This is a genomic window from Cupriavidus cauae (genome assembly GCF_026210475.1).
In the GTDB taxonomy this organism is placed as follows: Bacteria; Pseudomonadota; Gammaproteobacteria; order Burkholderiales; family Burkholderiaceae; genus Cupriavidus; species Cupriavidus cauae.
The window spans coordinates 2,229,787-2,256,057 of the sequence record NZ_CP080294.1 but is presented as its reverse complement, the minus strand read 5'-3'; the positions used below and the strand labels follow the sequence as shown (position 1 = coordinate 2,256,057).

Below are 26,271 nucleotides of genomic sequence, written 5' to 3'. Positions count from 1 at the left end.
TAGCCCTTAGAAGTCGAATTGCGCCGAGAGCATCAGCGTGCGGGGAGCGGCCACGGTGACATAGGTACCGCTGGCCAGCCAGTGGTTGTCGTTGAACAGGTTCAGCACATTGGCGCGCAGCACCACCGGCGTGCTGCCGACGCGGGTGCGATAGCGGGCGCCGATGTCGTAGCGGGTATAGCTGGGCAGGCTCAGCGTATTGGCCGCGTTGAAGTACATCGACGAGGTATGCAGCATGCGGCCGGACAGGCTCAGGCCCTGCACCCACGGCGTATCCCAGTCGACGCCGAGGTTGAAGGTCCGCTTGGGCACGTTATTGGCGTCCTTGCCGTCGTTGACGCCGCCGGCGGTACGGGTCAGCTTGGCGTCGAAGAAGGTGGCGCTCGCCATCAGCCGCAGGCCGCGCATCACCTCGCCATAGGCCGACAGCTCGAGGCCGCGGTTGCGCTGCTCGCCGTCGAAGCTGTAGATGTTGGTGGCCGGATCGGTGACCGCGCTGGGGCGCTCGATCTGGAACACCGACACGGTGGTGGTGACGCGGCGGCTCCAGTCGACCTTGACGCCGGCCTCGTATTGCTTGGACTTGTACGGCGCGAACACCTCGCCCGCGTTGGCGGTGCCGGCCGGGGCGACGCCGCCGCGCGTCAGGCCCGCGGTGTAGTTGCCGTAGACCGACACGTTGGACAGCGGCTTGATCACGATGCCGGCGAGCGGGGAGACCGCGCTGTCGTCGTACTTGCCGCTCTGCACGCCGGCGGTGAAGTTCTCCAGCGCCACGCGCTGATGGCGCAGGCCGCCGGTGATCAGCACGCGATCGTCGGCGAAGGACAGCGTATCGGTCAGCGAGAAGCTGGTCAGCTCCGTTTCCGAAGCGCGCTGCGCATCGCCGCGGATGCCGCGCACCGGGGGAATCGGCACGGGGTTGTAGATGCTGGAAGGCACGCCGTCGGCGGCTGGATTGGCCAGGTAGAAGTTGCCCGCCTCCTGGTCGAGCCGCGTGGCGCTGAACGTCACGGTATGGCCGACGTTCCACGTGGCGAAGTTCGCGCGCGCGCCGACCTCGGCGGTCCGCGTCTTGCTGTACGCGTCATACCAGGCGTTGTTGACGGTGAAGTTGCCCTGTGCGTTGACACGGCCCGAAGGAAAGTCCTGATAGGTCGATCCCTCGTGATACCCGGCCGCGCCCCAGACCATCAGGTTCGGTGCGATGTCGTACTCGACGCGGCTCATCACGGCCGTGTCATGCAGGTTCAGCTTCGTGCCGGGATAGAAATTGCGGTGGCCGGAGGGGGCGTCCGGAATGGCGGTGACCGTCGGCAGAAAGCCGATCTGCGGACGGAAGTTGTCGATGCCCTCGTGCTGGCTGTAGGCATCGAGCGACCAGCGCAGCCTGCGGCCGCGATAGTCCAGGCCGATCGCGCCGACGGTCTGTTCGGCGCGGCCGTCGTCCAGCGTCGTCTTGCCGTTCTGGTAGGCGCCGTTGAAGCGCACGCCCCATTCCTTGTCCTCGCCGAAGCGGCGGCCGATGTCCGCCTGCACGCCCAGCTGCGACTTGCTCTGGAAGGTGCCGGTCAGGCGCGTCAGGGGTTCGTCGCCGGCGCGCTTGGTGACGACGTTGATCGCGCCGCCGATGCTGCCGCTCGGGCCGATGCCGTACATCAGCGTGCCCGGGCCCTTGAGGACCTCGACACGCTCCATCATCAGCGCGGGCATCCGGTTCGCGGACGCCATGCCGTAGAGGCCGTTCAAACCCACGTCGCCGCTCGACACGGTATAGCCGCGGATCTGGAAATCCTCGCCGAAGCCGCCGCTGGAGGTCAGCGTGCGCACCGAGGCCTCGCTGACGACCACGTCCGCAAGCGTGCGGGCCTGCGTGTCCTGCAGCATCTCGGCGGTGTAGTTGGTGGTGCTGAACGGCACGTCCATCACGTCGGCCGTGCCCAGCACGCCCAGGCCGCCGCCGCGCGCAACCTGGCCGCCGGCATAGGGCGCCGGCAGGCCGCCGTCGCTAGCGGAGGCCACCACGGTCGCCGTGGGCAGCATCGCGACGCCTTCGCCGGCATCCGCGGACCGCGGCGCGGCATTGACGACATAGGTGCCGTTCGCCTGCTCGACGGCCACCAGCCCCGAATTGGCCAGCAGCGTGTCCAGGCCGCGGCGCACCGTGTAGTTGCCCTGCAGGCCCGTGCTGCTGCGGCCGGCGGTCAGCTCCGGCTTGAACGACAGCATGATGCCGGCCTCGCGGCCGAAGCGGCTGAGCGCATATTCGAGCGTGCCGGCGGGGATGTCATAGCTGCGGCTTGCCGCCGCCGGCTGGGCGTGCGCGATCGCGGGGATCGATAGCACCGGCGCGGCAACGGCGGCGCCGAAGGCGATGTGCCGCGCCGCGCGGGCCAGCAGCTTGCGCCGGAATCGGTGAGTAGGCTGGCGCGTCGGCGCCGTGACGTGGACCCGGAGGGAACCCATGATCTGACCTTTCTGAAGGAGGAGAAGTTGGAGTGCTCACCTCCATGACCCGCGAGAAACCAAAACGGATCAGCTCGCGGCAACTTTTTTTGCAGATCGTCGTGAATTACCCCTTTGCGGCGGGTGCCCGGACAAGCCGGATCTCCCTTCGCCCCCATAGCCTCGTCACAACTTCGGTGCGAACCTCCAGCGTCGTGCCCAGCGCGCTCAGGACCTTGCCGATGTCGTCGACCGGGAACGAGCCCGACACGCGCAGGCCCGCCAGCGCCGGGTCGCACGACAGCGCATCGTCGCTGTAGCGGCCCAGTTCCGCGAGGAAATCGTCCAGACGCATGCTGCGGGCGACGATGAAGCCTTCGGCCCAGGTCGCGCCGGCGCTCTCGGCCGGGGCAGGGGAGGTGATGCTGTCCGCCGTATAGCTGGCGCGATAGCCGGCCGGCAGCACGATCGCGCTGGCGGCATTGCGGTTGGGGCGGATCTGGACCTTGCCCTCGAACACGCTGACCTCGGTATCGTCGCCGCGCTGGCGCACGACATAGCGCGTGCCCAGCGCCTGCACCGTGCCCTGCGCGGTTTCGACCAGGAAGGGCCGGGGTGGCGACGCTTGGTCTTTGGCGGTGGCAATCAGGATCTCGCCGGCCAACAGCCTGACGCGCCGCTGTGCCGCGTCGAACTCGATGTCGACCGCGCTGGCGGTGTTCAACCACAGCTGCGTGCCGTCCGCCAGCACCAGCGAACGGCGCTCGCCGACCGCGGTGCGATGGTCCGCCGTCCATTGGCGCCACGGCGTAGGGTCGCGCGCGCTCCAGGCGAGGCCCCCGGCGAACAGCGAGACCGCCAGCACCTTGATCGCGCGCCGGCGCTTCGGCGAACCCGGCGAACCCGGCGGGGCGAGCGCGGCCCGCGCGATATCGGCGGTCACCGGCGACGACAGCGGCCGCAGCCGGTCCTTGACCGATTCGATCCGCTGCCAGGCCCGCTCGTGATCGGGATGCGCGGCGCGCCAGCACTTCCAGGCCTCGACGACCTCGGGCGCCACGTCAGCGCCCTGCAGTTCGAGCAGCCATTCCAGCGCGCGCTCGGCCACGTCGGCCGGAATGTTGGCGGCGTCGGCTGTGGTCTGGTACCAGGAGGAAGCCAAGGGGGCGTTATCCGATCGTGATGCGAGGCGATGGGGCGGGATGCGCGTTCATTCGACGGGCTGCGGCTTCAGGTCGCTTCATGCGGCGTCATGCGACGAACGACAGGTCGGCGAAGAAGCATCGCTGCAGCGCCTTGACGATGTAGCGCTTGACCGTCGGGATCGAGATGCCCAGCGCCTCTGCCACCTGCGCGTGCGTCTGCCCGTCGAGCTGGGACAGCAGGAAGGCCTCCTTGACGATCCGCGGCAATCCGTCGAGCAGGCAGTCGAGCTCGAGCAGCGTCTCGAGCAGGATCGCCCGTTCCTCGGGCGACAGTTCGACCCGGCTGGGCGCCTGCGCCAGGGCTTCGAGATAGGCGCGCTCGAGCTTTTCGCGGCGCCAGTGGTTGGACACCAGCCGCTGCGCGACGGTGGTCAGGTAGGCGCGGGGCTCGTCCAGGCGGCTCGGCACGCGATCGCTGTTGAGCAGCCGCACGAAGGTGTCGTGCGCCAGGTCGCCGGCCTGGTCGGCGCTGCCCAGACGCCGGTGGAGCCATCCCTTGAGCCATAGATGGTGGTCGCAATACAGCGACTCGATGCTCGTAGGGAGAAGACAGCCCGGCGTACTCATGTTCCAGCAGTTGGATCCGCTCGGCCGCCGGTCCGGCGCAGCGGAAGGCGGCATGCCGACGCGGACGGCAAAATGGCGTCAGAAAGGTTGTAAATAGTAATCATTATCAATAACAGAGTTAAACAAAACCTGTCAAGGCGGCAAGAAAGCGAAAGACGGGCGAAAAGGAGCGGAGGAGGGGAAGGATCCAGGCGCTCGCCATGGCCTACCGGGATGGCCAGCTGGGGCTCGACCGCGACGAGCGCAATTTCCGCTTCCACCTGGTGGAGACGGCGCACGCGCTGAAGCATCCGGCGCTCAAGCCCTAGCGCTGGCGGGCGGGCGAATGGCCTGCGTCGTGGGCAATGATTCGCAATATGGGGCCGCTATGGACGACCGACCGGCGCCACGGCCTTGCCCTTGAGCAACACCCGCGAGAGCGCCAGGATGTTCGCCTCGGCGGCGTCCTTGCGCCAGATCAGCCGCGTCACCATGCGGCCGGATTTGGCGGGCAAGGGATGCAGGCTGAGGCGGGCCCGCTCGCTGTAGATGCCGACGATGCTGCGCGGCACCAGCGCGACGCCCATGCCGACCGCCACGCAGCCCAGAATCAGGTGATAGGAGCCGACCTCGACGACGCGCCGCGGCGCGGTGCGCGAGCGCGCAAACCAGTCCTCCAGGCAGCGGCGATGCGGACAGCCGCGCGGGAAGGCCAGGATCGTCTTCGAGGGAATGTCCTTCGGCGAGGCGATCGGGGGATGGTCGGCATTGGCGACGATGACCAGTTCCTCCTCGTAGATCGGCATCGCATGCAGGCGCTTGTCCGCTGCCGGATCGGTGGTCAGCGCCGCATCGAGGGTGCCATCGATGACCCGTTCGGCGAGCTCCGCCGGGTCGCCGGAGGACAGCTCCAGGGCGACGTCCGGATACATCTCGTGGAACAGGCCCAGCGGTTGCGGCAGGCGGACCGCTGCCGTGCTTTCCATCGCGCCGAGCCGCAGCGTGCCGCTGGGCCGGTCGTTGCGGGTGGCCTCGGCCGCCTCGTCGGCCAGATCGAGCAGCCGTTCCGCATAGTCCATCAGCACCTTGCCCGCCGGCGACAGTTGCAGCTTGCGGCCGTCGCGATGGAACAGCGTGACGCCGAGCTTCTCTTCCAGCTGCTGGATGCGCACCGTGATGCTCGACTGCGCGCGATGCAGCGATTCGGCGGCCTTGTTGATGCCGCCCGCCTGCACGACCGCGGCGAATGTCTTCAGGTCCGACAATTCCAGCATATCGATTTCTCCGAATGATCGGTTCGGGGCAATTCATTTTACGCGATGGATCGGCGGCCCTACAGTGGGGATGAAGACACCTTGCATCCGGGCTTGCATCCCCGGCTGGCATCCCAGGATGACATCCCGGGCCTTGCGTCCGGCTGCGGCAAGCGCTCCCCACGTATCGACGAGGCTTATCTACATGACCCTATCGCGTCCCGGACTTCCCAACGGCATGGCCGCGGCGGCGGCCGGCGTTTCCGCCAACGTCGTGTTTGGCGCGTCGTCGCTGTACTGGCGGCTGCTGGCCGGCATCGCGCCGACGACGCTGGTCGGCTACCGCATCCTGATTTCGCTGACGACGCTGCTGGCCATCCTCTGGTTGACCGGGCGCTTGCGGGCATTGCGCAGCAAGCTGGGGCCGCGCGTGCTGGCCCTGCATGTCGCGGCCTCGTGCCTGGTGGTGGTGAACTGGGCCGTCTTCATCTGGAGTTCGATCCACGGCCATGTCGTCGAAACGGGCCTGGGCTATCTGACGGCGCCTTGCATTTCGATCGCGGCCGGCGTGATCGTGTTTCGCGAGAAGGTCGACAAGGTTGTCGCCGCGGCACTACTGGTGATCGCGGCCGCGATCGCGCTGCTGCTGTTGCGCAGCGGCGAACTGCAGCACTGGCTCTATCTGACGGCCGCGATCAGTTGGGGCGGTTATGCCTGCCTGAAGAGGTTTACGCCGCTGGACGCGGTCAGCGGCCTGCTGATGGAGACGGTGTTCCTGTCGATCGGCTGCGGCCTGGCGCTGATGTTCTCGGACATGACGCTGGCCCTGCCGGCCGGCATGTCCACGCTGCATCTGGCTGCGCTGGCCATGGCCGGGCTGGTGTCCGCGATCCCGCTGATGCTGTTCTCGTACGCGGCCAACCATCTGTCGCTGTCGATGAACGGCCTGCTGCAGTTCGTGTTGCCGACCACCCAGTTCATCGTCGCCACGTTCGTCTACCGGCAGCCGGTGTCGGCCAATACGGTGATGGCGCTCGCGCTGATCTGGCTGGCGCTGATGGGCATCGTGGCCCGGCCACTGCTGCCGCCACGCTGCCCCGCGGGCGCGGGGCGGCCTTGACGATGCGCTGCTTCTGATTGCGCTACTTCTGGTACGCCGGGACCACGAACCCCGCAAAGCGCTGCTGCGTCACGGCCTTGAACGAGGCCGAATGGTAGGCGTTGCGGATATCGGCCACAAAGGGCTTGTTCAGGTCGCTGGTTTTGACGGCGACGAGGTTCATGTAGTAGTCGGGAATATTCTCCAGCGCCAGCGCCGAGGTCAGCTTCAGGCCCGATGCCAGCGCGAAATTGCCATTGACGAAGGCATAGTCGACGTCGTCGAGCGAGCGGGGCAGCTGGGCCGCTTCGAGCTGCACCAGCTTGAGCTTGTGCGGATTGCCCGCAATGTCGCGCTCGGAGGCGCGGACCGCGTCCGTACCCGGCTTGAGCGTGACCCAGCCGATCTGCTGCAGGATCGCGATGGCGCGCGCGAGATTGGTCGGATCGTTCGGCAGCGACACGGTGGCGCCCGGCTTCACGTCGCTGAGTGCCTTGTGCTTGCGGCTGTAGATGCCGATCGGTGCGGTCGGTACCTGCACCACCTCCGACAACTGCAGCTTGCGATCGGCAGAGAACGTCTTCAGGTAGACCGCATGCTGGAAAGCGTTGGCATCGAGCGCGCCATCGGCCAGCGCGAGGTTCGGCTGCACGTAGTCGCTGAACTCGACGATCGTCACCTTGTAGCCTTGCCCCTCCAGGATCGGCTTGATGCCATGGCGGATCTGGTCGGCATAGGGGCCGGCGGTCGCACCGAAACGGATTTCCTTCTTGTCGGGGTCCGCCGCGCTGGCGGACTGCATGGCGCCAAAGGCCAGCAGCAGGGTGGCCAGTATCCGGACTCGGCTTGCGACTCGCATCGAATTCTCCCGTTGGTTCTCGATTCTGTTCTGGAACGGCGCGGCGGCGCCGGCAAACATGCCGGCCCATTGTAGGGACGGGCGAGACGGGAGCGAAGCTGCAAATTGGCATGCGCATATGCGGCGAGCGCATATGCGCAACGAACGGGCTGCGTCCGGCGTGGAGGGCGATCTACCGCGCCATCACCTTGTCCGGCGTCATCGGCGTCGTCCGCAGGCGGCGGCCGGTGGCATGGAAGATCGCGTTGCTGATCGCGGCCGCGACGCCGACGATGCCGATCTCGCCGACGCCCTTGGCGCCGATGCGGCTGACGATGCGATCGTCCTCTTCGACAAAGACGACGTCGATATCGCGGATGTCGGCGTTGGCGGCCACGTGGTACTCGGCGATGTCATGGTTCATGAAGCGGCCCAGCGCATGGTCGGCATGGGTTTCCTCGTGCAGCGCCTGGCTGATGCCCCAGACCACGCCGCCGATCACCTGGCTGCGGGCCGTCAGCGGATTGACGATGCGGCCGGCGGCCACGGCGCTGACCACGCGCATGACGCGCACCAGGCCCAGCGCCTCGTCGACGCGCACCTCACAGAACACGGCCGAATGCACCGCCCGCACGGTCTTCTTCTGTTCGGCGAGGTTCGGCACCAGCAGGTAGCGCACTCCCAGTTGCGCCTTGCCGTGGGCCGACAGCAGTTCGGTCAGCGGCATGGCGACGGCGGGATCGGCGCGCAGGCAGATCATTCCGTCCCGAAACGCGACCTGTTCGAAAGTGCAGCCCTGGAAGCGGCCGTTGCGCTGTCCCCGTGCCAGGCGCCACAGCTGGCGTTGCAGGCGTTCGCACGCGCCATCGACCGCCGAGCCGACCGTCGCCACATGCGAGGAGCCGCCCTCGATCGGCGCGAACGGCAATTCCGAATCGCCCAGGCGGAACACCACGCGCTCCAGCGGCAGGCCCATCGCCGAGGCGGCGATCTGCGTCATGGCGGTATAGGTGCCGGTGCCGATGTCGCTCGCCGCGCTGGCGACCTCCAGCGTGCCGTCCGCATGCAGCGTGGCGCTGGCGCGCGCGGCCATCTGCATCGCGTCCCAGGTGCCGGTGGCCATGCCCCAGCCGACCAGTTCATGGCCGTCGCGCATCGAACGGGGCTGCGGGGAGCGCTTGGCCCAGCCGAAGCGCCGCGCCCCTTCCTCGTAGCATTCGCGCAGCGACTTGGTCGAGAAGGGCAGGCCCTTGTTGCCGTCGCGCTCGGCGTAGTTTGCAAGCCGCAGCGCCAGCGGATCCATGCCGACGGCGTACGACAGCTCGTCCATCGCGACTTCCAGCGCATGCACGCCGTGGGCGGCGCCCGGCGCGCGCATGTCCATCGGCGTGTAGTGGTCCAGGTCGACCAGCCGGTATTTCAGGCGGACGTTCTCGCTGGCGTAGAGCTGCCCGGACCAGTTCGCGACCACCTCGACGTAGTCCTCGTGCCGCGACGTTTCTGCCGCGACCTCGTGGATCACGGCCTTCAGCCGGCCGTCGGTGTCGGCGGCGAGCCGGACGCGTTGCCACGTTTCGGGACGATGGCCGAAGGTGAACATCTGCTGGCGCGACAGCACCACGCGCACCGAGCGCTGCAGCTTCAGCGCCGCCATCACCGCCACCAGCAGCTGGTACTGCGGGCGCAGGCCGGAGCCGAAGGCGCCGCCGACGAACTGGTTGCGCACCACGACCTTGCGCTTGGGCAGGCCGAACACGCGCGACACCATCCAGCGGCAATTCTGCGAGCCTTGGGTCTTGTCGTGGATCAGCAGATGGCCGCGGCTGTCACGGATCACGGTGCTGGCGTGCATCTCCATCGGGTTGTGGTGCTCGACGCCGGCGTAGTACTCGGCATCGATCTTGACCGGCGCGGCTTCGAAGGCCGCGTCGGCGTCGCCCTTGGGCTTCGGCGTGGGCGAATAGCCGGCCTTCAGCGACGAGGGCTCGTGGCTGCGCTGCAGGTTCGCGAGCAGGTTGGTTTCGTGCGGCGCGGCCTCGTATTCGACCTGCACCAGCATCGCGGCATAGCGCGCCAGCTCGAAGGTTTCCGCCACCACCAGCGCGACCGGCTGGCCGCTGTAGTGGATCTGGTCGTCATACAGCGGCCGGAACGGCGAGCCGGCCGGGGCGGTCATGTCCTTGTAGAACAGCCGCAGCGAACGGACCTTGGGGCGGTTCTCATGCGTGATTACATCGAGGACGCCCGGCACCGCCAACGCCCGGCTGGCGTCGATCGACACGATGCGCCCGCGCGCGACGGTGCTGTTGACCACCACGCCATAGGCCAGGTCCGGCGCGGGATGTTCGGCCGCATAGCGGGCGTGGCCGGTCACCTTGGCGACGCCGTCGATGCGCGGCGTCGGCGTGCCGATCCCGGACTGCCCGGAGCCGGGCACTGCCATCGGCTGCTGATTCTCGTCGATCGGTTCGAGCACGGTCTTGGTCATGCCAGCGTCTCCTCGCGGCAAGCGTCCTGCCCGGTGTTGGTCAGGATGCCGGCTGCCGCCATTTCCAGGGCGTGCACGATGGCACGCTCGGCCAGTGGAATCTTGAAGGCGTTGTTGGGGCCGCCTTCCGGCAGGCTTTCCGCCAAGCCTTCCGTCACGCCAGCCGGCCAGCTTTCCGGCAGGGCGGGACCGCCCCAGGCACGCGCTTCGCGCAGGATGAAGCGGGCCGCCTCGGCGAAGGCTTCGGCGTCCGCCGGCTTGCCGACCAGCAAGCCCTCGGCCTCGGTGTCGCGCCAGGGCTTGTGGGCGACGCCGCCCAACGCGAGCCGGGCCGCGCGGATGCGGCCGTCGGGCCCGAGGTCGAGGGCCGCCGCCACCGACACCAGCGCAAAGGCATACGACGCGCGCTCGCGCACCTTCAGATAGCAGCTGTGGGCGGCGAAGGCCTCCGCGGGCGGCAGCGACAGGTGCGTAATGATTTCGTCGGGCGCCAGCGTGGTATCGACATCCGGCCGGTCGCCGGGCAGCCGATGGAATTCGCCGAAGGGAATCTCGCGCGTGCCATTGACCGATTCGACATGGACGGTCGCGTCCAGCGCGGCCAGCGCCACGCACATGTCGGACGGGTGGGTGGCGATGCAATGCTCGCTGGCGCCGAGAATCGCGTGCTGGCGGGCCAGTCCCGTCGCCGCCGGACAGCCGGTGCCCGGCGCGCGCTTGTTGCATGGCACGCCGGCATCGTAGAAGTAGTAGCAGCGCGTGCGCTGCAGCAGGTTGCCGCCGTTCGTCGCCATATTGCGGATCTGCGGCGAGGCCCCGGCCAGGATGGCGGCGCGCAGCAGCGGATAGCGCTCGCGCACCAGCGGATGCTCCGCGGTATCGGCATTGCGGGCCATCGCGCCAAGATGCAGGCTGCCGTCGGGCTGTTCCTCGATCTCGGCCAGCGGCAGCAGGCCCAGGTCGACCAGCGCGACGGGGCGCATCACGTCCACCTTCATCAGGTCGACCAGATTGGTGCCGCCCGCCAGGCAGCGTGCGGAGGCGTTGCCCTCCGCGCGCTCGGCGGCTTCATGGATCAGGGCGAGCGCCGCGGGCACGGTGTCGGCGCGTTCGTAGTGGAACGGGTTCATGGCGTCGGCTCCGATGGCGTCGAAGACGATGGCGTCGATGGTCCCGCTTCCAATGACGCCGATGACGGGGTTGCGCCGGCCGCCGTGCGGTTCCCTTCGCCTTCGCCTTCGCCTTCGTCTTTGCCTTCGCCCCGCGCCGTGCCGTGCCCGTTCAGCACCACGCGCGACACGGCCTCGACGATCTGCGGATAGGCGCCGCAGCGGCACAGGTTGCCGCTCATCCGCTCGCGGATCTCCGGCACGTTGCGGGGAGGCGTTTCGTTCATCAGCCCCGCCGCCGAGCACAGCTGGCCCGGCGTGCAATAGCCGCACTGGAAGGCATCGCATTCGATAAAGGCCTGCTGCAGCGGATGCAGGCCGCGCTGGTCGCCGGACAGGCGGGCCAGTCCTTCGACGGTCGTGATGTCGGCCTGGTCGTAGGCCACCGCCAGCGCCAGGCAGGCGTTGATGCGGCGCCCGTCTGCAAGAATCGTGCAGGCGCCGCACTGGCCGTGGTCGCAGCCCTTCTTGGTGCCGGTCAGGTCCAGCTGCTCGCGCAGCAGGTCCAGCAGCGTGACCCAGGGCTCGACGTGCAGCGTGTAATCCGCGCCGTTGATGCGCAGGCGTACCGGCAGCCGCGGGGGCAGGGCGCGCGGCGGGTTCGGGCCCGGGGAGGCGGTGATCGGTTTGGGCTCGGGTGCCAGCATGTCGGTCCTCCGTGTTTCGCCATCGGCGCCCCGGCGAAAGCGGAGCACTCTGGGCGGCCACGCAAGGGCTGCGCCAAGGCGGCGGGACCGGCGGCAGGCCGTCGAGCGGGTACGGAATCGGAGGTAAACGTGCGCCGTGCTACATCCGCGACCGGCGCTGGGGCCGGCGCGGGCCCGCTCGAGTCGGTGCGGGCCGGTGCGTATGGGCGCGGCGATGCAATCCTGGCGGGTAGCAGTTGGAAAAAACGGTGGGAAAAAACGGCGATCGTTGCGCGGCGGATGCCCATCCCGGTTGGCACTGGCTACGCCGGAACGGCAGCCATGGCGAAGTGGCCGGCTCGACCGAAGGCGAGCCAGCCCCCACGCCGGGCGAGCCCTACTTGCGCTGCTGAATCCGGATCATGTTGCCGGCCGGATCGCGCACGCCGAGATCGCGCACGCCGTAGGGTTGGTCGGTCGGCTCCTGGACGATCTCCGCGTCGCAGTCCTGCAGGCGCTGGAACACCGCCTCGAGGTCCTTGGCGCCAAGCAGCAGCATCGCGAAGGTGCCCTTGGCCATCATCTCGGCGATGGTGCGCTTTTCCTGGTCCGTGACCCCCGGCGTGGCGTTGGGCGGGTACAGCACGATGGACGTCTCGGGTTGGTCCTTCGGGCCGACGGTGATCCAGCGATGGTCGCCAAAGGCGACATCCTTGCGGACCTCGAAGTCGAGCGTGTCGCGATAGAAGGCCAGCGAGGCCTCCGGGTCGGCGTGGGGCAGGAAGGTCGAGTGAATCGTGATATCCAAGATCAGTCTCCGTGATGGGCAATCGAGCGTTTGGCCGCGGGCGTCTTCGCCGTCGCGGGAGTCGCGGTTGAGGCGGTTGTCGCGGTCGTCGCGGCAGGGTCCGGACCCTGGACGGCAGTCTAGACGGACGCCTGTTCCCGCGCTTCTCGATTCCTGATCGGTCGCGTCACCTGCCTGGCGACGCAGGACGGGATGCCCTCGGCCTGGCTCGCGTAGTCGCGCCGGTAAACGCTGGGCGGGACGCCGACCAGCTCGGTGAAGCGGGTGCTGAACGTGCCCAGCGACGAGCATCCGACCGCGAAGCAGACCTCGGTCACGCTCAGGTCGCCGCGGCGCAGCAGCGCCATCGCGCGCTCGATGCGCCGCGTCATCAGGTAGGCATAGACGGATTCGCCATAGGCCAGCCGGAACTGCCGGCTCAGATGGCCCGCCGACATATGAACGCCCTGAGCCAGCGCTTCGACGTCCAAGGGCTGGGCGTAGTCCCGGTCGATGCGATCGCGGACGCGGCGCAGGCGGGCGAGGTCACGGAGGACGGTGTCGGTGGGGGTGGAGGTGGCGGGAGGGGCGGCAGGCATCGCCGTATGCTGCCATGCCCGCTGCGCACCCTCAACCGGTGCCTGCCCGGATCGGCGCGCGTCAATTGGCATCGGGGAGCCGATCGCCCACACTTGAGTCGTGAACTCGACCGGAGCCGGACATGGCCAAATCTGCTGCCATCGGATCGCTGCATCGCCGTCTGAGCCTGTCGCTTGGCAGTCTCGCGCTGCTGGTGGGATTGCTGGGCGGGATCGGCGCCTGGATCGTCGTCCACCAGGCCGCCGCCGAGTTCAACGACGACTTGCGGCAGGCTGCCGCCGCCATCCAGGCCGCGCCGCCAGTCATGCCGGCACCGTCCCACGGCAAGCCGCCGGCGGCGCCCCCCGTGCTGGTGCAGACCTGGGGGCCGGGGGACGGCGTCCGGCCGGGACACAGCAGCGCGCCATGGGTGCCGCTTCCAAAGGCGCAGCTGGGCTTCTCCGACGTGGAGACCGGCGGGATCGTCTGGGACGTGTTTGCGCTGCAGGCGGGCGACGCCTACATGCAGATTGCCCAGCAGCGGGCGGTTCGGACGGCCAATGCCCGGCGCGTGGCGGCATGGGCCGTGATTCCGGTCGTGGTGTTGCTGCCGGTGCTGTTGTGGGCGATCCGCGTCAGCGTCAGGGACGCGCTGCGGCCATTGAGCGTGATCGGCGAGCGCGTGGCGCAGGCCGACCTCAATCACCTGGAGCCCGTCGATACCGGCACGGCGCCCGAGGAACTGCGACCCTTTCTCGAATCGGTCAACCGGATGATGGTCCGGCTATCCGGGCTGATCGACACGGAGCGCAGCTTCATCGCAAATGCCGCGCATGAACTGCGGTCGCCGCTGACCGCCCTGCAGTTGCAGGTCGAGAACCTGATCCACGCGCCGCGCGACCACATCGACGAACAACTGGAAGAGCTGCGCCGCGGCATCCGTCGCACGGGAACCCTGATCGCCAAATTGCTCGAACTGGCCCGCGCGGAAATCGGCACGCCCCGCGCGCTGGATAACGTGGCAGTGGCCGCGGTCGTCAGCGATGTCGTGACCGACCTGCTGCCGCTCGCCGTCGACCGCCGCGTCGACCTGGGCGTGGAGCGGCTCGACGAGGTGCGGCTCGCCGCCACGGAGACGGACCTGCGCATGCTGATCAAGAACCTGGCGGACAACGCCATCCGGTATGGCGGCCGGGGAGGGCGGGTGGACCTGAGCGTGCGCCGCGACGAAGGGGAAGGCAAGGGCGACGGCAATGGCAAGGGCGATGGCAAGGGCGATGTCGTGATCGAAGTGGCCGACACTGGGCCGGGCATTCCCGAGGCGGCGCGCGCGCGGGTCTTCGAGCGTTTCTATCGCGGCGGCGCGACCGACGAAGAGGGCAGCGGGCTCGGGCTGGCCATCGTGCAGACGATTGCAGGCAATCTCGGCGGCCGCGTCGATCTGATGGGACGTGCGGATGGCCGGCCGGGGCTGGTCGCGAGGGTGGTATTGCCGCTGCGAACCGCGCCGCCCGCGGCGAATCCGGGCACGGCGGCCACCGCATGACATGACGGGGCGTCTGTCCGAACGCGATACCACCGAAGGGCAGCGCGCCGCCACGCGTGGCATCATCCGTCCGAGACCAACCCTGACGGATGGACCATGTCCGACTTCAGCACCTCGCCGCTTCAGCAGAGCGCTGCGTCCGCGCTCTTTCGCGAGCACGAACTGTCGATCGGCCTCGTGATGCCGCTGCTTCGCGAGGGACAGACGGTGCCCGACTATGCCGCGCAACTCGATCTGGCCCAGCGGGCGGATGCGGCGGGGTTCCGTGCCCTGTGGGTCCGCGACGTGCCGCTCAACAGCGCGGACTATCCCGACCCGATCGGCCATCTCGATCCCTGGGTGTTCCTCGGGGGACTGGCCACGCGCACGCGCCGCGTGATGCTGGTCAGTGGTGCGGTGGTCCTGCCATTGCGCCATCCCTTGCATATCGCCAAGGCGGCGATCTCCGTGCAGGAGCTGTCTGGAGGACGCTTTGTTCTCGGCCTTGGCTCCGGCGATCGTCCGCCCGAATACGCGGCGTTCGGGCAGGACGGCAACGCGCGGCGGGAGCTGTTCCGCCAGCATTGGGAGGTCGTCGGTGCGGCGGTCGGGCTGCCGTCGCACGTGGTGCCGGATCGCGAGGCCGACGATGGGACCGCGTTCTACCTGCTGCCGCGCCAGCAGCGCGCAGTGCCATTGCTGGCGGTCGGTTCGGGCGGACAGAGCGTGGACTGGATCGCCCGGCATGCCATCGGCTGGATGACCTACCACCGCGATCCCGCTACCCAGCGGGACCGGCACAGCATGTGGCGCGCGGCCTGCGAGCGCACCGCGCCGGGACGTTTCCGCGCCTTCGGCGTGGCGGTCCGCCTGGAATTGAGCGAGAACGCATTGGAACCGCCGACGGCATTGAATCTTGGATACCGGACTGGCGCCCAGCCTCTCGTTGCCATCCTCGAAGAGATGCGGGCCGCCGGCGTCCATCACGTGGCGCTCAACATCACCAATTCGCAGCGGCCGGTAGACGAGGTGATCGACGAACTGGCGCAAGCCGTATTGCCGGTGTTTCACCACGGAGAGAACGCATGACGATGGATGACCGAGCGATGCCGGCACGATGCATGATGCAACGTAGGGGCGCGTTGCCCGCTGCGGGCCCGGTGTGGCCGGCTTCCCCAGCGCAAGGCTGGAGTTGTCCTGGTTCGCAGCCGCAGGTATCTTCTTCCCATGCCTGACGCAGCCGCTAGCCCAAGGGCCGAGCCCATCGCCACCTTGTCCGGCAATGAACCGCTCTTCATCGTCTTCAACGCCGGCTCCGGCAGTGAAGATGCCGTGGAGACGCGAAGGAAGATCGAAGAACGACTGGACCAGGCGGGACGCGTCTATACCATCTTCACGGTCGATCGGCCCAAACAATTGCCGCAGGTCGCCGAGATGGCTGTCGAGCGCGCGAGACAGGCCAACGGCGTGGTGGTCGCAGTGGGTGGCGACGGCACCTTGAACGCGGTGGCGGCAACCGTGTTGCCGACGGGGCTGCCTTTCGGCATCCTGCCGCGCGGCACGTTCAATTACTTCGGCCGGACCTATGGCATCTCGCGGGAAACCGACGAGGCCGTGGCCAGCTTGCTCGATGCCCGCATCGAACCAGTACAGGTCGGTCTGCTCGATGGGCGGCCGTTCCTCGTCAATGCCAGCCTGGGGCTGTATCCGCAGCTGCTGGAAGACCGCGAGGTCTACAAGCAGATGCTCGGCCGGCGGCGCTGGGTGGCGCTGCTGTCGGCCCTCGTCACGCTGATGCGCACGCCGGCGCAGCTGACGCTCGAGCTGCTGTCCCATGGACAACACCAGGTGTTGCGCACCCCGACGCTGGTGGTCGGCAACAACAGCTTGCAGCTCGAGCAGATCGGCATTCCGGAAGTCGCCCATCTGGAAGAGGGCCGTCTGGTGGCGATGCTGGCGAAGCCGGTGGGCACGCTGGCCTTGTATGGGCTGCTGCTGATGGGGGCGATGGGGCGGCTCGGCGATGCCTCGCGCGTCATCAGCTTCGGCTTTGAAGCGCTGACCGTGCGCGTTCGCGGCCGCCGGCGCATCAAGGTGGCGATGGACGGCGAGATTCACTGGGCTCGCACGCCGCTGCATTTCTCGGTGTCTCCGAAGCGCCTGCAGTTGCTGGTTCCGCGAGACACGAGCCGGTTGGATCGCTCATGAGCGTGGCCCGCGTCCTGCACCTGTCCGACACCCATTTCGGTACCGAGCAAGCGCCCGTCGTGGAGGCCGTGCTGGCATTGGCGCGCGAGCTGGCGCCGGAGGTCGTCGTGCTGTCGGGCGATATCACCCAGCGGGCGAGGGCGGACCAATTCGCCGCGGCGCGCGCGTTTCTGTCCAGGCTGGGACTACCGACGCTGGTCATCCCCGGCAATCACGATATTCCGCTCTTCAACGTGGCGGCTCGAATCCTGAATCCCTATGGCGGCTACCGGCGCGCGATCGGTATGGCGCTCGAGCCCGTCTTCAGCAATGAACGGGTCCTCGCGATCGGCGTGAATACCACCAGGCCATCGCGGCACAAGAACGGCGAGGTGTCGCGCGAGCAGATCGACCGCGTCTGCACGCAGCTTCGCCAGGCGCGGCCGGAGCAGCTGCGTATGGTCGTGGTGCACCAGCCGGTACGCGCCGTCGTCGAATCGGATACCGCCAATCTGCTGATCGGGCGCGATGCGGCGGTACCGGCGTGGGTGGATGCCGGCGCGGACATGGTGCTGGGCGGGCATATCCACCTGCCGTACGTGGTGCCGCTGCCGACGAATTCAGGCCGCCGTGCCTGGGCGGTACAAGCCGGCACGGCGGTATCGCACCGGGTGCGCGGAACCATCCCCAATTCGGTGAACGTGATCGAGCACCACGTGGAAGGTGGAAGACACCATTGTCGCGTTCAGCGGTGGGATTACGACGCGAGCGGCGGGGCGTTCGTCACCGTGGATAACAAGGTCCTCGAACTCAGCCGGTAAGCGTGGTCGGGAATCGGCCGGCTTGCTGGCGGTCACGCCTGGCCCGTACGGCTACCGGTACGGATCGGCGTCCTTGCCGATGGGCCGCTCAATGACTAATCTTCCTGTCACACCAGATCGGGCGGAACGCGGTTGCCGTCGACCCGATCGACTTCAGCCCGAGCTCTCCCAAACCGTTCCGCTTCGCTTCTTCGCCTCTGGCCTGCGGCCATTGCGCGCCCGTAGCGCTGTCGGCCCGCGGCGATGCTCGCGCACTCTGCAAAGCCGGGGTAAAGCCAGCAAGCCGAAAGGAGCAACACCATGGGCATGATCGCGACCAAGGATGGCACCGAGATTTTCTACAAGGATTGGGGTGAGGGGCAGCCGATCGTCTTTCACCACGGCTGGCCGCTGAGCGGCGACGACTGGGACGCCCAGATGCTGTTCTTCCTCGGCAAGGGCTACCGCGTCATCGCCCATGACCGGCGGGGGCACGGCCGCTCGACGCAGGCGGCAAGCGGCCACGACATGGACCACTATGCCGCGGACGTGGCCGCGATGGCGGAGCACCTGGATCTGCGCGACGCGGTCCATATCGGCCATTCAACGGGCGGGGGCGAGGCAACCCGTTATGTCGCCCGCCACGGCAAGGGACGCGTCGCCAAGCTGGTGCTGATCGGTGCGGTGCCGCCGCTGATGGTCAAGACGCCGGCCAATCCCGGTGGACTGCCGCTCGAGGTGTTCGACGGCTTCCGCCAGCAGCTGGCGGCCAACCGCGCCCAGTTCTATCTCGATGTCGCCGCCGGGCCGTTCTACGGTTACAACCGTCCGGGGACGACGGCACAGGACGGTGTGATACGCAATTGGTGGCGGCAGGGCATGATGGGCGGCGCCAATGCGCACTACCACGGCATCAAGGCGTTTTCTGAGACCGACTTTACGGAAGATCTGCAGTCGATCGACGTGCCGACGCTGGTGATGCACGGCGACGACGACCAGATCGTTCCCATCGCGGACTCTGCCTTGCTGTCGGTCAAACTGCTGAAGCAGGGCACCCTCAAGGTCTACGAGGGCTTCCCGCACGGCATGTGTACCACGCATGCGGACATCATCAACGCGGATCTGCTCGACTTCGTCAGGGCGTGAGTCCCGCCTCGCCGTCCCTGGCGCCGGCCGCGAGCCAGTGCCGGGGGCGGGCGGCGCAATACGCCCAGCCTTTCGCGGTGCCTAACTGCCTGTTCGCCAGTGTCGAATTCCAGCGCTGTAGCAGACCGTCTATGTTATGAGTTGGCCAAAGAGCCGCGCTGCATAACACAGGAGACAAGGAATGAAGGCATTCCGCTGGATGCGGCAGGCGCTCGCCTGCCAAATCGGAAAGACGGGCACCACGCCTGGCAGTCAGACGCAGTCGTTCACGCCGCGCCGTCGCGCCATGCTGCTCACTACGCTGGCGGCGGGCCTGTTGGCCGGTGCCGTGGCGCCAGCGCGCGCCGACACCTGGCCATCTCGTCCGATCCAATTGCTGATTCCCTATCCGCCCGGTGGCAGCGCCGATCTGCTGGCCCGTCCGGTGGCCGCCAAACTGCAGGAGCGGCTGGGGCAGCCGGTCGTGCTGGAATATCGTCCGGGCGCCGGCGGCACCATCGCCACGCAGGCGCTGGCGCGAGCCAAGCCGGACGGACACACGCTGATCATGGTGCTGGCGGCCCATGCGATCAACGCCAGCCTGTATCCCAGGCTGCCGTACGACACCCGCAAGGACTTCGCCCCGGTGTCGCTGGTGGCCAACCTGCCGCTGATCGTGGCCGGCAGTCCGTCGCTGCGCGCCAATACCATCGGCGAACTGATCGCCGAGGCGAAGGCCGCGCCCGGCAAGCTCACGTTCGGCTCGGCCGGCAACGGCAATACCGGCCATCTCGCCGGCGAACTGTTCAATTCGATGACCGGCGTCAGGATGACCCATGTCCCGTACAAGGGCAGCGCCCCGGTCGTGACCGCCATGCTGGCCGGGGAGGTGCAACTGACCTTCGACAGCATCTCCACCTCGATGCCGCATATTCGTAGCGGCAAGCTGCGCGCCCTTGCGGTGACCAGCGGCAAGCGGGCCGCGCTGGCCCCGGACGTCCCCACGCTCGCCGAGGCCGGCGTGCCGGGCTTCGACATCAACGGTTGGTACGCGATACTCGCCCCGGCCGGGACCCCGCCGGCGGTGGTGGACAGGCTCAGCAAGGAGATCGCCACGGTGATCGCCGAGCCCGGGATGAAGAAGCAGTTGGCGGCCAACGGCTATGAACCCGTCGGCTCGACGCCGGCCGCGCTCGGCGCGCATATCGATGCCGAGATCGAGCGCTGGAGCAAGGTCGTCAAGGAGTCGGGAGCGCGGTTGGAGTAGGGCGTATCGCTGTGGTCCGTCGGCGGGGCGCCGCTGACCCGTTGATCCGGGTTTCTGGTCCGAGCTTCTGGTCCGAACTTTTCCGTCGTACGTTATAGACTTGTCTGGACGCCTGACCGGGATGCTCGTCGGAGCGCCTTGGCGGCATGGCAAGTCAATGTCGAATGATGGGGATGACATGGCCAAGGGTTATTGGGTTGCGATGGTCGATATTGCCGATATGGCGGGCTATCAGAAATACATCGCTGCCAACAAGGCAGTATTCGAAAAATTCGGCGGGCGCTTTCTGGTCCGCAATGGCGAGAAGACCGTCGTCGAAGGCAATCCGCGGTCGCGCGTGGTGGTGATCGAGTTCGACAGCTACCAGCGCGCGCTCGAATGCTACCGGTCTCCGGACTATCAGGCATTGATCGCGCTGCGTGCGCCTTGCTCCGAGGCGGATCTGGTCGTCATCGAAGGGTACGAATGACGTCCGTGCGAGATGATCCGCGGTTCTTCGGCAGTCCTGCAGGGCCGTTCATGTTTGCGTCGACTTTCATCTTTCCGGCGGGTCAATACGACGAGGAATTCCATCGCCTCGATCAGCAGATTGCCGACGTGGCTTGATTTGTGCGGCGGTCGATGTCGATATCGCCGCCTGGGAGGAGGCGCTGCGCATCAATGTCACATCGATGGTGCTGATGCGGGGGCGACGGCCGGCCGCCACGCATATTGACGACGAACCAGACTGGAGCCGCTCATGAGCACGGCCACCACCATGCAAGCAGTGATCTGCCGGAACGGCGCGCCCGTATGCGCGCGGGTGCCGGTACCCGAGCCCGGCCCGGACGAGGTGCTGGTCAAGGTGCAGGCGTGCGCGCTCAACCGCGCGGACCTGGCCATGGCCGCTGGCGCGAAGCATGGCGCCCTCGGCGGCGAGGGCGCCGTGCTTGGCATGGAGTGGTCCGGCGTCGTGGTTCGTACCGGCGCCAGGGTGCCGTCGCTGCGCCCCGGACAACGTGTGATGGGCTCCGATACGCCGTTGCCGACCGCGGTCGCGTGCTGCCCCTGCCAGAGGGCAGCGATGATCCGCGACAGGCCGCCTGCCTGCCGGTCGCGCTGCAAACCATGCACGATGCGCTGGTGACCCACGGCGGCCTGGGCGCAGGCAATGCCGGGCAGTCGGTGTTGATCCTCGGCGCATCGAGCGGCGTGGGGCTGATGGGGCTGCAGATCGCGCGGGAAATGGGAGCGGCGCTGGTCATCGGCAGCTCCACCCAACCGGAGCGGCGTGTCAGGCTGGCGGAGTTCGGCGCCGATCTGGCGGTGGACACACGGGACCCGACCTGGCCGGACCAGGTTCTGCAGCATACCGGGGGCAACGGTGTGGACATCGTCGTCGACATGCTGTCGGGGCCGACGCTCAACGCCTCGATGCGGGCCACTGCGCTGGGCGGCACCATCGTCAATGTCGGCCGGCTGGCCGGCAAGCAGGCGGAATTCGACTTCGACCTGCACGCGCTGCGCCGTATCCGCTTTGTCGGCGTCACCTTCCGCACGCGCACCGCGCAGCAGGTGCGCGAGATCACCGGGCGCATGCTGCGCGACCTGTCCGGCTCGCTCGAGCGGGGCGCACTGCGGCTGCCCATCGACTGCGAATTCCCGCTCGAACAGGCCCCGCAGGCGCTGCGGCACATGCGCGCCAACGGGCATTTCGGCAAGATCGTGCTGACTGTGCGTTGAGGGTGCGTTGACGGCGCGTTGACTGCGCGCGGACTACCAGGTAACGGTGCGCCGGCGGCAGTGATTCCCTAGCGACGCGCCCCGCAGGATTCGCGCAGCACCAGTTCGTAGGCGACCCGCTCATGGCGCGGCGGCGCTGGCCGGTCCTGGCCGTCGCGTTCGGCGATGCGCTTGAGCAGCAACTCCGCCGCCATGTCGGCCACATCATCGACCGGCGTGCGCAATACCGTCAGCGGCGGGTCGTAGGTTTGCGCGAATTCGGTGTCGCCGATGCCGATCACCGAGATATCGTCCGGCACCCGCAAGCCCTGCTTGCCGATGGCGCGCAGCGTGCTGGTCAGCGTCTGCGTGCCCTGCACCAGGAAGGCGGTGGGCGGATCGGCCTCGCGCAGCAGCCTGGACACGTCGTCGAAGGCCGAACTGGTTGGCGTGGCTTCCTGGATGATCAGGTCGGGCACAGGCAGGCCGGCCTCCTTGAACGCCGCGCGATAACCCTGGATACGGCGGCGCACCGGCCGGCTCTTGACTTGCCAGAGCGCCAGTGCGATGCGCCGGTGGCCCAGCGACAACAGGTAGGCGATGGCTGCCTTCACTCCGTTGACGTGGTCGAACAGCACGGCATCCGCATCGACGTCCATGTCGCGGTCGTAGATCACCGCCGGCATGGTCAGGCCGCGCACCGCGTCCAGCACGCCGGCATGCCGCTCGTTGCCGGGGGCGATGATGACACCGTCCATGCCGCGCAGCTGGAACGTGCGCAGAATGTCGATTTCCCGCTGGGGGTCGTTCAGGCCATTGGCGAGCAGCAGCATATAGCCATCCCGGCGCAAGCGCTCTTCCAGCGAGCGGAATGCGCGCGCGTAGAGCGGGTTGGTGACATCGGAGAACATGCACCCGATCGTCTTGCTGGTGCGCGAACGCAACGTCTGGGCAGCGTGGTTGGGCTGGTAGCGCAACGCGGAGATCGCACGCTCGACCTTTGCCTTGACTTGCGGGGTGACATTGGCCGCGCCGTTGATCACTCGCGAGGCACTACCAACCGAAACGCCGGCCAGGGCGGCGACGTCCCGGATGCTGATCTGCTTGTTCGCCATGAGGCTCCTTCGATTCGGCGAAAGTATAGCGCCAGACGATCGATCGAAGGAGTCCGCACGGCGGTGCCAAGGGGCAGGCCAGTCCCCCCGCCGTGCGGCCTTGCGGCATGGCTGTGCGCGGCTTACAGCATCACGAAACCGCCCGAAGCACCCAGGGTCTGCCCGGTAACGAACAGGGCTCGCTCGGATGCGAGGAACGCCACCACGCCGGAGACGTCTTCCGGACGGCATAGCCGTCCAAGGCCTTTGGCGATCGGATAGAGATTGAGCATCTTGCCCAGCCGTTCGTCGTTGTCGACGGTCGCCCCGACGCTGAGCGGGCCGTCCTTGATGCCGGCATGCGAGACCGCCCCGAGCGCGACCGAATTGACGGTGATCCGGTGGCGCCCATGCTCGCGTGCGATGGCCTTGCCGAACGCGGCGATGGCCGCCTTGGCGCCGGAATAGACGGCCAGCTTGGCTTCACCGACACGTCCCGCCTCGGAGATGATATTGACGATGCGTCCTCCGCCGTGCTGGATCATGCCGGGCAGCACCGCGCGGCAGCAATACATGGTGCCGTAGACATTGAGGTCGACCACCTTGGCCCAGTCGGCCACCGGCATGTCCAGGAACAGCGGGGTACGGCCACCTTTTTCGCGGCGCTCGGGCACGATTCCGGCGTTATTGACCAGCACGGAAATCGGTTTGCCGAAATGTTCGGCGGCAAGCCGCACCATGGCGTCGACCTGCTCCGGCCGGGTGATATCCGCGGGAGCGGCCAACGCCCGCCCGCCCGCCGCTTCGATGTCGCCCGCCACTGCCTGCGCGCGCTCTGCGAACAGATCGTTGACCACTACCGCGGCGCCTTCGCCGGCCAGTTCGATGCAGATCTGGTGGCCTACGCCCTGGCCACCGCCGGTCACCAGCGCGACCTTTCCTTCCAATCCGAGATTCATCAGTTGTCTTCCGTTGTTGTGCCGTGCGCGGCGTGACGGCAACGTTGCCGCAGATGCCGCTGCACAGCGTGTCGTGGTCAATCCTGTCCTTTGTGCCGGCCCGCCTAGCGTCCGGTGAACACCGGCTTGCGCTTCTCCACGAACGCCCGCATGCCTTCCTTGCGATCGTCGCTGTCGACGATCATCGCCGCGGCATAGCGTTCGAACTCCAGTCCGGAGTCCAGGTCGGTCTGCAAGCCCCGGTCGATTGCCTGCTTGGCGAAGCGCACCGCCAGAGGCGGCTGCGCGGCGATGCGCTGGGCCAATGCCAGCGCGGCCGGCATCAGCTCCTGCTGTGGCAGTACCTGCGTCACGATGCCGTAGCGCAGCGCCGTTTCCGCATCGATCAGATCGGAGGTGAACACCAGTTCCTTGGTGCGGGCCGCGCCGATCAGGCGGGGCAGCCGCTGCGTTCCTCCCGCGGCCGGGATCACGCCAAGCTTGACCTCGGGAAGGCCAAAACGCGCGGCATCGCTGGCGATACGGATATCGCAGCACAGCGCCAGCTCGAGGCCGCCGCCCAGCGCTACGCCATTGATCGCGGCGATCACCGGCTTTTCGAATGTCTCGATATTGCGGAACAGATCGTGGGTGGCCCGCTGGGCGAAGAAGTATTCGGTGCCGCGCGTCTGGTTGCCGGCGCGCTCCTTGATATCCGCGCCAGCGCAGAAGGCGCGGTCCCCCGCGCCCGTCAGCAGCACGGCGCCTACCCGCGGGTCTTCGCGGGCATATTGCAGGATGGCCCGCGCAAGGTCCGGCTTCATGGTGCCGCCCAGCGTATTCATCCGCTCCGGTCGGTTCAGCGTGACGATGGCGACGTTCTCGCGCACCTCGTAGCGCAAGGTCTCGAGTGGGGGCAGGGTTGGCTCTGTCATGCGTGTTTCCTCTGGTGATATGGCATCCGGGGCGCCGTGACCGCTGGCTCAGCGGGCCGGCGCGGCAAGCACGTGCGCGATGGCGACCGATCCGAGCCCGATCATGTGCGCCATGCCCAGCCGTGCGCGCTCGTGCTGCCGGCCGCTGGCCTCGCCGCGCAATTGCCGTGTCAGTTCGGCGATCTGGCCAATGCCGGTCGGGCCAAGGGGGTGGCCCATGCCGATCAGTCCGCCGGACGCATTGATGGCGCAGCGTCCGTTGATGGCAGAGCTGCCCCGCGCCAGGTAGGCGGCGCCTTCGCCGGGCTCGCAGACGCCGATGGCCTCGCTGTAGAGCAGCTCTTCCACCGAGAAGGCGTCATGCAGTTCCAGCAAGTCCAGGTCCATGGGCGACACCCCGGCCTGCTCGCAGGCCGACCTGGCGCTCGCCTTCACCAGCTCGAGCGCACCGTCGCCGTACTCGCTCTCGTCGCGCTCGCTGTTGGCGCTCGACGCCAGCACCCGCACACATCGCCCGGCATCCAGCCCGAGCCGCCGCAGCGCCTGTCCGGATACGACCAGCACCGCCGCGGCGCCGTCGCCGCGCGGGCAGCATTGCTGCACGGTGAGGTCGCCAACCACCTTGGGCGAGGCGAGCACCTGCTCGAGCGTGCGCGGCTTGCGGAACTGCGCGAAAGGATTGCGTGCCGCATTGCCGTGGTTCTTGACGGCCACGGCGGCCAGCGAGTGGATGTCGGCCCCTCGCTCGCGCAGATAGCGGCGCGCCATCATGGCGAACTTCACGGCCGGGATGGTCGCGGTATCCGAGAGCCGTTCCAGTCCGTCCTTGTTGGCCGCCCGCCGCCCGTCGCCATGCTTGTCTACGCCGATCGCGAGCACCACGTCGCTGATGCCGCCGGCCACCTCCTGGCAGGCCTGGCGGAAGGCGAAGGAGCCGGACGCGGAGGCGTTCTCCACCTGCGTCACGGCAAGCCCGGTCGAGCCGAGATGGCGCAGCATCACGCGGCCGGCGGCCATGCCGATCGAAGTGGTCCCCACATAGGCACTCTGGACCTGGTCGAAGCGCAAGCCGGCGTCGGCCAGGGCCGCGCGCACGGCGGTCAGGCCCAGATGCGTGTAGGGCGTGTCGTTGGGGAATTGATAGGGATGCAGGCCGATGCCGGCCACGTAGACCCCACCATTGCCGTCGATCCAGCTGCTCATCGGATTGCCTCCTGCGCGGGAACGAAGGCGCAGCGGTACGACTGGCCGTCTTGCTGGAATACCGCCACGGCTTTGACGGCGATGCCGGGGCGAAGTCCGGCTTCGTCGGGCACACCGATCACGCCCTGTTCCACGATGCCGTCGGCAAGGCGGATATCGCCGGCGATGGCCGGCACGGCCATGTCGGGTGCCAGCGCGACATGCAGGGTGACATATTCGAGCAGCGTGCCGCCGCCTGGCTGCGTCACGCGTTCGGCACCGTCCATGGCCGAGCCGCAATGCGGGCAACCGGGCGAGTTGGCCGGAAAGGCGAGCCGCTGGCAGCGATGGCAGCGGGCATAGTGGAAGTCCAGCGAATGGCCATCGGCGGCCAGCCGGTAGAGCGATGGGTGCCGCGGGCGCGGCTCGGTCGAGGCTAGGGTCATGAGATGACGGAGGTGGGCAATCAGCAGGTGGAGCAG

At 67.9% G+C, this 26,271-nt stretch carries 25 protein-coding genes and 2 pseudogenes; 12 read left to right on the top strand and 15 right to left on the bottom strand.

Going from position 1 to position 26,271, the window contains the following annotated elements; all coding sequences use genetic code 11:
• Positions 1-6: 6 nt before the first annotated feature.
• From KZ686_RS25380 to KZ686_RS25370, 3 genes are all read right to left on the bottom strand, one after another.
• Positions 7-2,466, bottom strand: coding sequence for a TonB-dependent receptor (locus KZ686_RS25380; protein ID WP_265634034.1), 2,460 nt, complete (start codon positions 2,464-2,466; stop codon positions 7-9).
• Between the two features lie 106 nt (positions 2,467-2,572).
• Positions 2,573-3,607, bottom strand: a complete 1,035-nt coding sequence (locus KZ686_RS25375; RefSeq protein ID WP_265634032.1) for a FecR family protein — start codon at positions 3,605-3,607, stop codon at positions 2,573-2,575.
• A gap of 88 nt (positions 3,608-3,695) precedes the next feature.
• On the bottom strand, positions 3,696-4,217 hold the full coding sequence (locus KZ686_RS25370) for a sigma-70 family RNA polymerase sigma factor (protein ID WP_265634030.1): 522 nt from the start codon (positions 4,215-4,217) through the stop codon (positions 3,696-3,698).
• A 185-nt stretch (positions 4,218-4,402) separates the two neighbouring features.
• Between KZ686_RS25370 and KZ686_RS25365 the strand changes: the two are divergent.
• Positions 4,403-4,525: pseudogene (locus KZ686_RS25365) on the top strand (tetratricopeptide repeat protein); the annotation flags it as partial.
• A 57-nt stretch (positions 4,526-4,582) separates the two neighbouring features.
• Here the strand turns inward: KZ686_RS25365 and KZ686_RS25360 are convergent.
• Positions 4,583-5,470, bottom strand: a complete 888-nt coding sequence (locus tag KZ686_RS25360; RefSeq protein WP_265634028.1) for a LysR family transcriptional regulator — start codon at positions 5,468-5,470, stop codon at positions 4,583-4,585.
• Positions 5,471-5,654: 184 nt separating this feature from the next.
• Here KZ686_RS25360 and KZ686_RS25355 point away from each other — a divergent pair, with 184 nt between their 5' ends.
• A complete protein-coding gene (locus KZ686_RS25355; protein ID WP_265634025.1) occupies positions 5,655-6,569 on the top strand; it encodes an EamA family transporter in 915 nt (304 codons plus the stop codon).
• 22 nt (positions 6,570-6,591) lie between these two features.
• Here KZ686_RS25355 and KZ686_RS25350 read toward each other — a convergent pair whose 3' ends face one another.
• From KZ686_RS25350 to KZ686_RS25325, 6 genes are all read right to left on the bottom strand, one after another.
• Entirely contained in the window at positions 6,592-7,350 is a 759-nt protein-coding gene (locus KZ686_RS25350) for a MetQ/NlpA family ABC transporter substrate-binding protein (protein ID WP_407648638.1), read from the bottom strand.
• Positions 7,351-7,579: 229 nt separating this feature from the next.
• The gene (locus tag KZ686_RS25345; RefSeq protein WP_265634021.1) at positions 7,580-9,874 is read right to left on the bottom strand and encodes a xanthine dehydrogenase family protein molybdopterin-binding subunit; all 2,295 of its coding nucleotides are present in this window, start codon (positions 9,872-9,874) and stop codon (positions 7,580-7,582) included.
• Positions 9,871-11,004: an FAD binding domain-containing protein gene (locus KZ686_RS25340; protein ID WP_226105610.1), complete on the bottom strand. Its 1,134-nt coding sequence runs from the start codon at positions 11,002-11,004 to the stop codon at positions 9,871-9,873. Before KZ686_RS25340 ends, KZ686_RS25345 begins: the two co-directional genes overlap by 4 nt.
• Positions 11,001-11,690, bottom strand: a complete 690-nt coding sequence (locus tag KZ686_RS25335) for a (2Fe-2S)-binding protein (protein WP_226105612.1) — start codon at positions 11,688-11,690, stop codon at positions 11,001-11,003. The genes KZ686_RS25340 and KZ686_RS25335 overlap by 4 nt, the downstream gene beginning before the upstream one ends.
• A 376-nt stretch (positions 11,691-12,066) precedes the next feature.
• On the bottom strand, positions 12,067-12,477 hold the full coding sequence (locus KZ686_RS25330; RefSeq protein ID WP_265634018.1) for a VOC family protein: 411 nt from the start codon (positions 12,475-12,477) through the stop codon (positions 12,067-12,069).
• 119 nt (positions 12,478-12,596) lie between these two features.
• Positions 12,597-13,055 carry a helix-turn-helix transcriptional regulator gene (locus tag KZ686_RS25325; protein WP_265634017.1) on the bottom strand — a complete coding sequence of 153 codons (459 nt, stop codon included), beginning with the start codon at positions 13,053-13,055 and terminating at the stop codon, positions 12,597-12,599.
• Between the two features lie 194 nt (positions 13,056-13,249).
• Here KZ686_RS25325 and KZ686_RS25320 point away from each other — a divergent pair, with 194 nt between their 5' ends.
• The 10 genes and pseudogenes from KZ686_RS25320 (at position 13,250) to KZ686_RS25275 (ending at position 21,661) form a co-directional block, all read left to right on the top strand.
• On the top strand, positions 13,250-14,581 hold the full coding sequence (locus KZ686_RS25320; RefSeq protein WP_265634015.1) for a sensor histidine kinase: 1,332 nt from the start codon (positions 13,250-13,252) through the stop codon (positions 14,579-14,581).
• A gap of 96 nt (positions 14,582-14,677) precedes the next feature.
• Positions 14,678-15,649: a TIGR03571 family LLM class oxidoreductase gene (locus tag KZ686_RS25315; protein WP_149318342.1), complete on the top strand. Its 972-nt coding sequence runs from the start codon at positions 14,678-14,680 to the stop codon at positions 15,647-15,649.
• A 138-nt stretch (positions 15,650-15,787) separates the two neighbouring features.
• Positions 15,788-16,768 carry a diacylglycerol/lipid kinase family protein gene (locus KZ686_RS25310; protein ID WP_265634012.1) on the top strand — a complete coding sequence of 327 codons (981 nt, stop codon included), beginning with the start codon at positions 15,788-15,790 and terminating at the stop codon, positions 16,766-16,768.
• 2 nt (positions 16,769-16,770) lie between these two features.
• Complete coding sequence (locus KZ686_RS25305) at positions 16,771-17,568, top strand: metallophosphoesterase family protein (protein WP_265635434.1); 798 nt, start codon at positions 16,771-16,773, stop codon at positions 17,566-17,568.
• Positions 17,569-17,868: 300 nt separating this feature from the next.
• Positions 17,869-18,693, top strand: coding sequence for an alpha/beta fold hydrolase (locus KZ686_RS25300; protein ID WP_265634009.1), 825 nt, complete (start codon positions 17,869-17,871; stop codon positions 18,691-18,693).
• Positions 18,694-18,979: 286 nt separating this feature from the next.
• Complete coding sequence (locus tag KZ686_RS25295) at positions 18,980-19,939, top strand: tripartite tricarboxylate transporter substrate binding protein (RefSeq protein ID WP_226106287.1); 960 nt, start codon at positions 18,980-18,982, stop codon at positions 19,937-19,939.
• A 178-nt stretch (positions 19,940-20,117) separates the two neighbouring features.
• Positions 20,118-20,408 carry a DUF1330 domain-containing protein gene (locus KZ686_RS25290; protein WP_265634007.1) on the top strand — a complete coding sequence of 97 codons (291 nt, stop codon included), beginning with the start codon at positions 20,118-20,120 and terminating at the stop codon, positions 20,406-20,408.
• Between the two features lie 50 nt (positions 20,409-20,458).
• Positions 20,459-20,542: pseudogene (locus tag KZ686_RS25285) on the top strand (antibiotic biosynthesis monooxygenase); the annotation flags it as partial.
• Between the two features lie 136 nt (positions 20,543-20,678).
• Complete coding sequence (locus KZ686_RS25280) at positions 20,679-21,065, top strand: alcohol dehydrogenase catalytic domain-containing protein (protein ID WP_265634004.1); 387 nt, start codon at positions 20,679-20,681, stop codon at positions 21,063-21,065.
• Entirely contained in the window at positions 21,047-21,661 is a 615-nt protein-coding gene (locus KZ686_RS25275) for a quinone oxidoreductase family protein (RefSeq protein WP_265634003.1), read from the top strand. The genes KZ686_RS25280 and KZ686_RS25275 overlap by 19 nt, the downstream gene beginning before the upstream one ends.
• 68 nt (positions 21,662-21,729) lie before the next feature.
• Here KZ686_RS25275 and KZ686_RS25270 read toward each other — a convergent pair whose 3' ends face one another.
• The 5 genes from KZ686_RS25270 to KZ686_RS25250 form a co-directional block, all read right to left on the bottom strand.
• Positions 21,730-22,755 (bottom strand): LacI family DNA-binding transcriptional regulator, encoded by a 1,026-nt coding sequence (locus KZ686_RS25270; RefSeq protein ID WP_150084872.1) that lies wholly within the window; start codon positions 22,753-22,755, stop codon positions 21,730-21,732.
• 122 nt (positions 22,756-22,877) lie between these two features.
• Positions 22,878-23,693 carry an SDR family NAD(P)-dependent oxidoreductase gene (locus KZ686_RS25265; RefSeq protein WP_265635431.1) on the bottom strand — a complete coding sequence of 272 codons (816 nt, stop codon included), beginning with the start codon at positions 23,691-23,693 and terminating at the stop codon, positions 22,878-22,880.
• Between the two features lie 104 nt (positions 23,694-23,797).
• On the bottom strand, positions 23,798-24,607 hold the full coding sequence (locus tag KZ686_RS25260) for an enoyl-CoA hydratase/isomerase family protein (protein WP_265633999.1): 810 nt from the start codon (positions 24,605-24,607) through the stop codon (positions 23,798-23,800).
• A 48-nt stretch (positions 24,608-24,655) separates the two neighbouring features.
• Positions 24,656-25,810, bottom strand: coding sequence for a thiolase family protein (locus KZ686_RS25255; protein WP_265633998.1), 1,155 nt, complete (start codon positions 25,808-25,810; stop codon positions 24,656-24,658).
• Complete coding sequence (locus KZ686_RS25250) at positions 25,807-26,235, bottom strand: Zn-ribbon domain-containing OB-fold protein (RefSeq protein WP_265633996.1); 429 nt, start codon at positions 26,233-26,235, stop codon at positions 25,807-25,809. Before KZ686_RS25250 ends, KZ686_RS25255 begins: the two co-directional genes overlap by 4 nt.
• Between the last annotated feature and the right edge of the window lie 36 nt (positions 26,236-26,271).

Bases quoted from the DNA above. Each gene is read 5' to 3' on its own strand.
- KZ686_RS25355 (WP_265634025.1), top strand. From the start codon at position 5,655: ATGACCCTATCGCGTCCCGGACTTCCCAACGGCATGGCCGCGGCGGCG.
- KZ686_RS25360 (WP_265634028.1), bottom strand. From the start codon at position 5,470: ATGCTGGAATTGTCGGACCTGAAGACATTCGCCGCGGTCGTGCAGGCG.
- KZ686_RS25275 (WP_265634003.1), top strand. From the start codon at position 21,047: ATGCACGATGCGCTGGTGACCCACGGCGGCCTGGGCGCAGGCAATGCC.
- KZ686_RS25270 (WP_150084872.1), bottom strand. From the start codon at position 22,755: ATGGCGAACAAGCAGATCAGCATCCGGGACGTCGCCGCCCTGGCCGGC.
- KZ686_RS25350 (WP_407648638.1), bottom strand. From the start codon at position 7,350: ATGCAGTCCGCCAGCGCGGCGGACCCCGACAAGAAGGAAATCCGTTTC.
- KZ686_RS25335 (WP_226105612.1), bottom strand. From the start codon at position 11,690: ATGCTGGCACCCGAGCCCAAACCGATCACCGCCTCCCCGGGCCCGAAC.
- KZ686_RS25325 (WP_265634017.1), bottom strand. From the start codon at position 13,055: ATGCCTGCCGCCCCTCCCGCCACCTCCACCCCCACCGACACCGTCCTC.
- KZ686_RS25295 (WP_226106287.1), top strand. From the start codon at position 18,980: ATGCTGCTCACTACGCTGGCGGCGGGCCTGTTGGCCGGTGCCGTGGCG.
- KZ686_RS25250 (WP_265633996.1), bottom strand. From the start codon at position 26,235: ATGACCCTAGCCTCGACCGAGCCGCGCCCGCGGCACCCATCGCTCTAC.
- KZ686_RS25340 (WP_226105610.1), bottom strand. From the start codon at position 11,004: ATGAACCCGTTCCACTACGAACGCGCCGACACCGTGCCCGCGGCGCTC.
- KZ686_RS25380 (WP_265634034.1), bottom strand. From the start codon at position 2,466: ATGGGTTCCCTCCGGGTCCACGTCACGGCGCCGACGCGCCAGCCTACT.
- KZ686_RS25315 (WP_149318342.1), top strand. From the start codon at position 14,678: ATGTCCGACTTCAGCACCTCGCCGCTTCAGCAGAGCGCTGCGTCCGCG.
- KZ686_RS25370 (WP_265634030.1), bottom strand. From the start codon at position 4,217: ATGAGTACGCCGGGCTGTCTTCTCCCTACGAGCATCGAGTCGCTGTAT.
- KZ686_RS25310 (WP_265634012.1), top strand. From the start codon at position 15,788: ATGCCTGACGCAGCCGCTAGCCCAAGGGCCGAGCCCATCGCCACCTTG.
- KZ686_RS25300 (WP_265634009.1), top strand. From the start codon at position 17,869: ATGGGCATGATCGCGACCAAGGATGGCACCGAGATTTTCTACAAGGAT.
- KZ686_RS25290 (WP_265634007.1), top strand. From the start codon at position 20,118: ATGGCCAAGGGTTATTGGGTTGCGATGGTCGATATTGCCGATATGGCG.
- KZ686_RS25260 (WP_265633999.1), bottom strand. From the start codon at position 24,607: ATGACAGAGCCAACCCTGCCCCCACTCGAGACCTTGCGCTACGAGGTG.
- KZ686_RS25265 (WP_265635431.1), bottom strand. From the start codon at position 23,693: ATGAATCTCGGATTGGAAGGAAAGGTCGCGCTGGTGACCGGCGGTGGC.
- KZ686_RS25255 (WP_265633998.1), bottom strand. From the start codon at position 25,810: ATGAGCAGCTGGATCGACGGCAATGGTGGGGTCTACGTGGCCGGCATC.
- KZ686_RS25280 (WP_265634004.1), top strand. From the start codon at position 20,679: ATGAGCACGGCCACCACCATGCAAGCAGTGATCTGCCGGAACGGCGCG.
- KZ686_RS25345 (WP_265634021.1), bottom strand. From the start codon at position 9,874: ATGACCAAGACCGTGCTCGAACCGATCGACGAGAATCAGCAGCCGATG.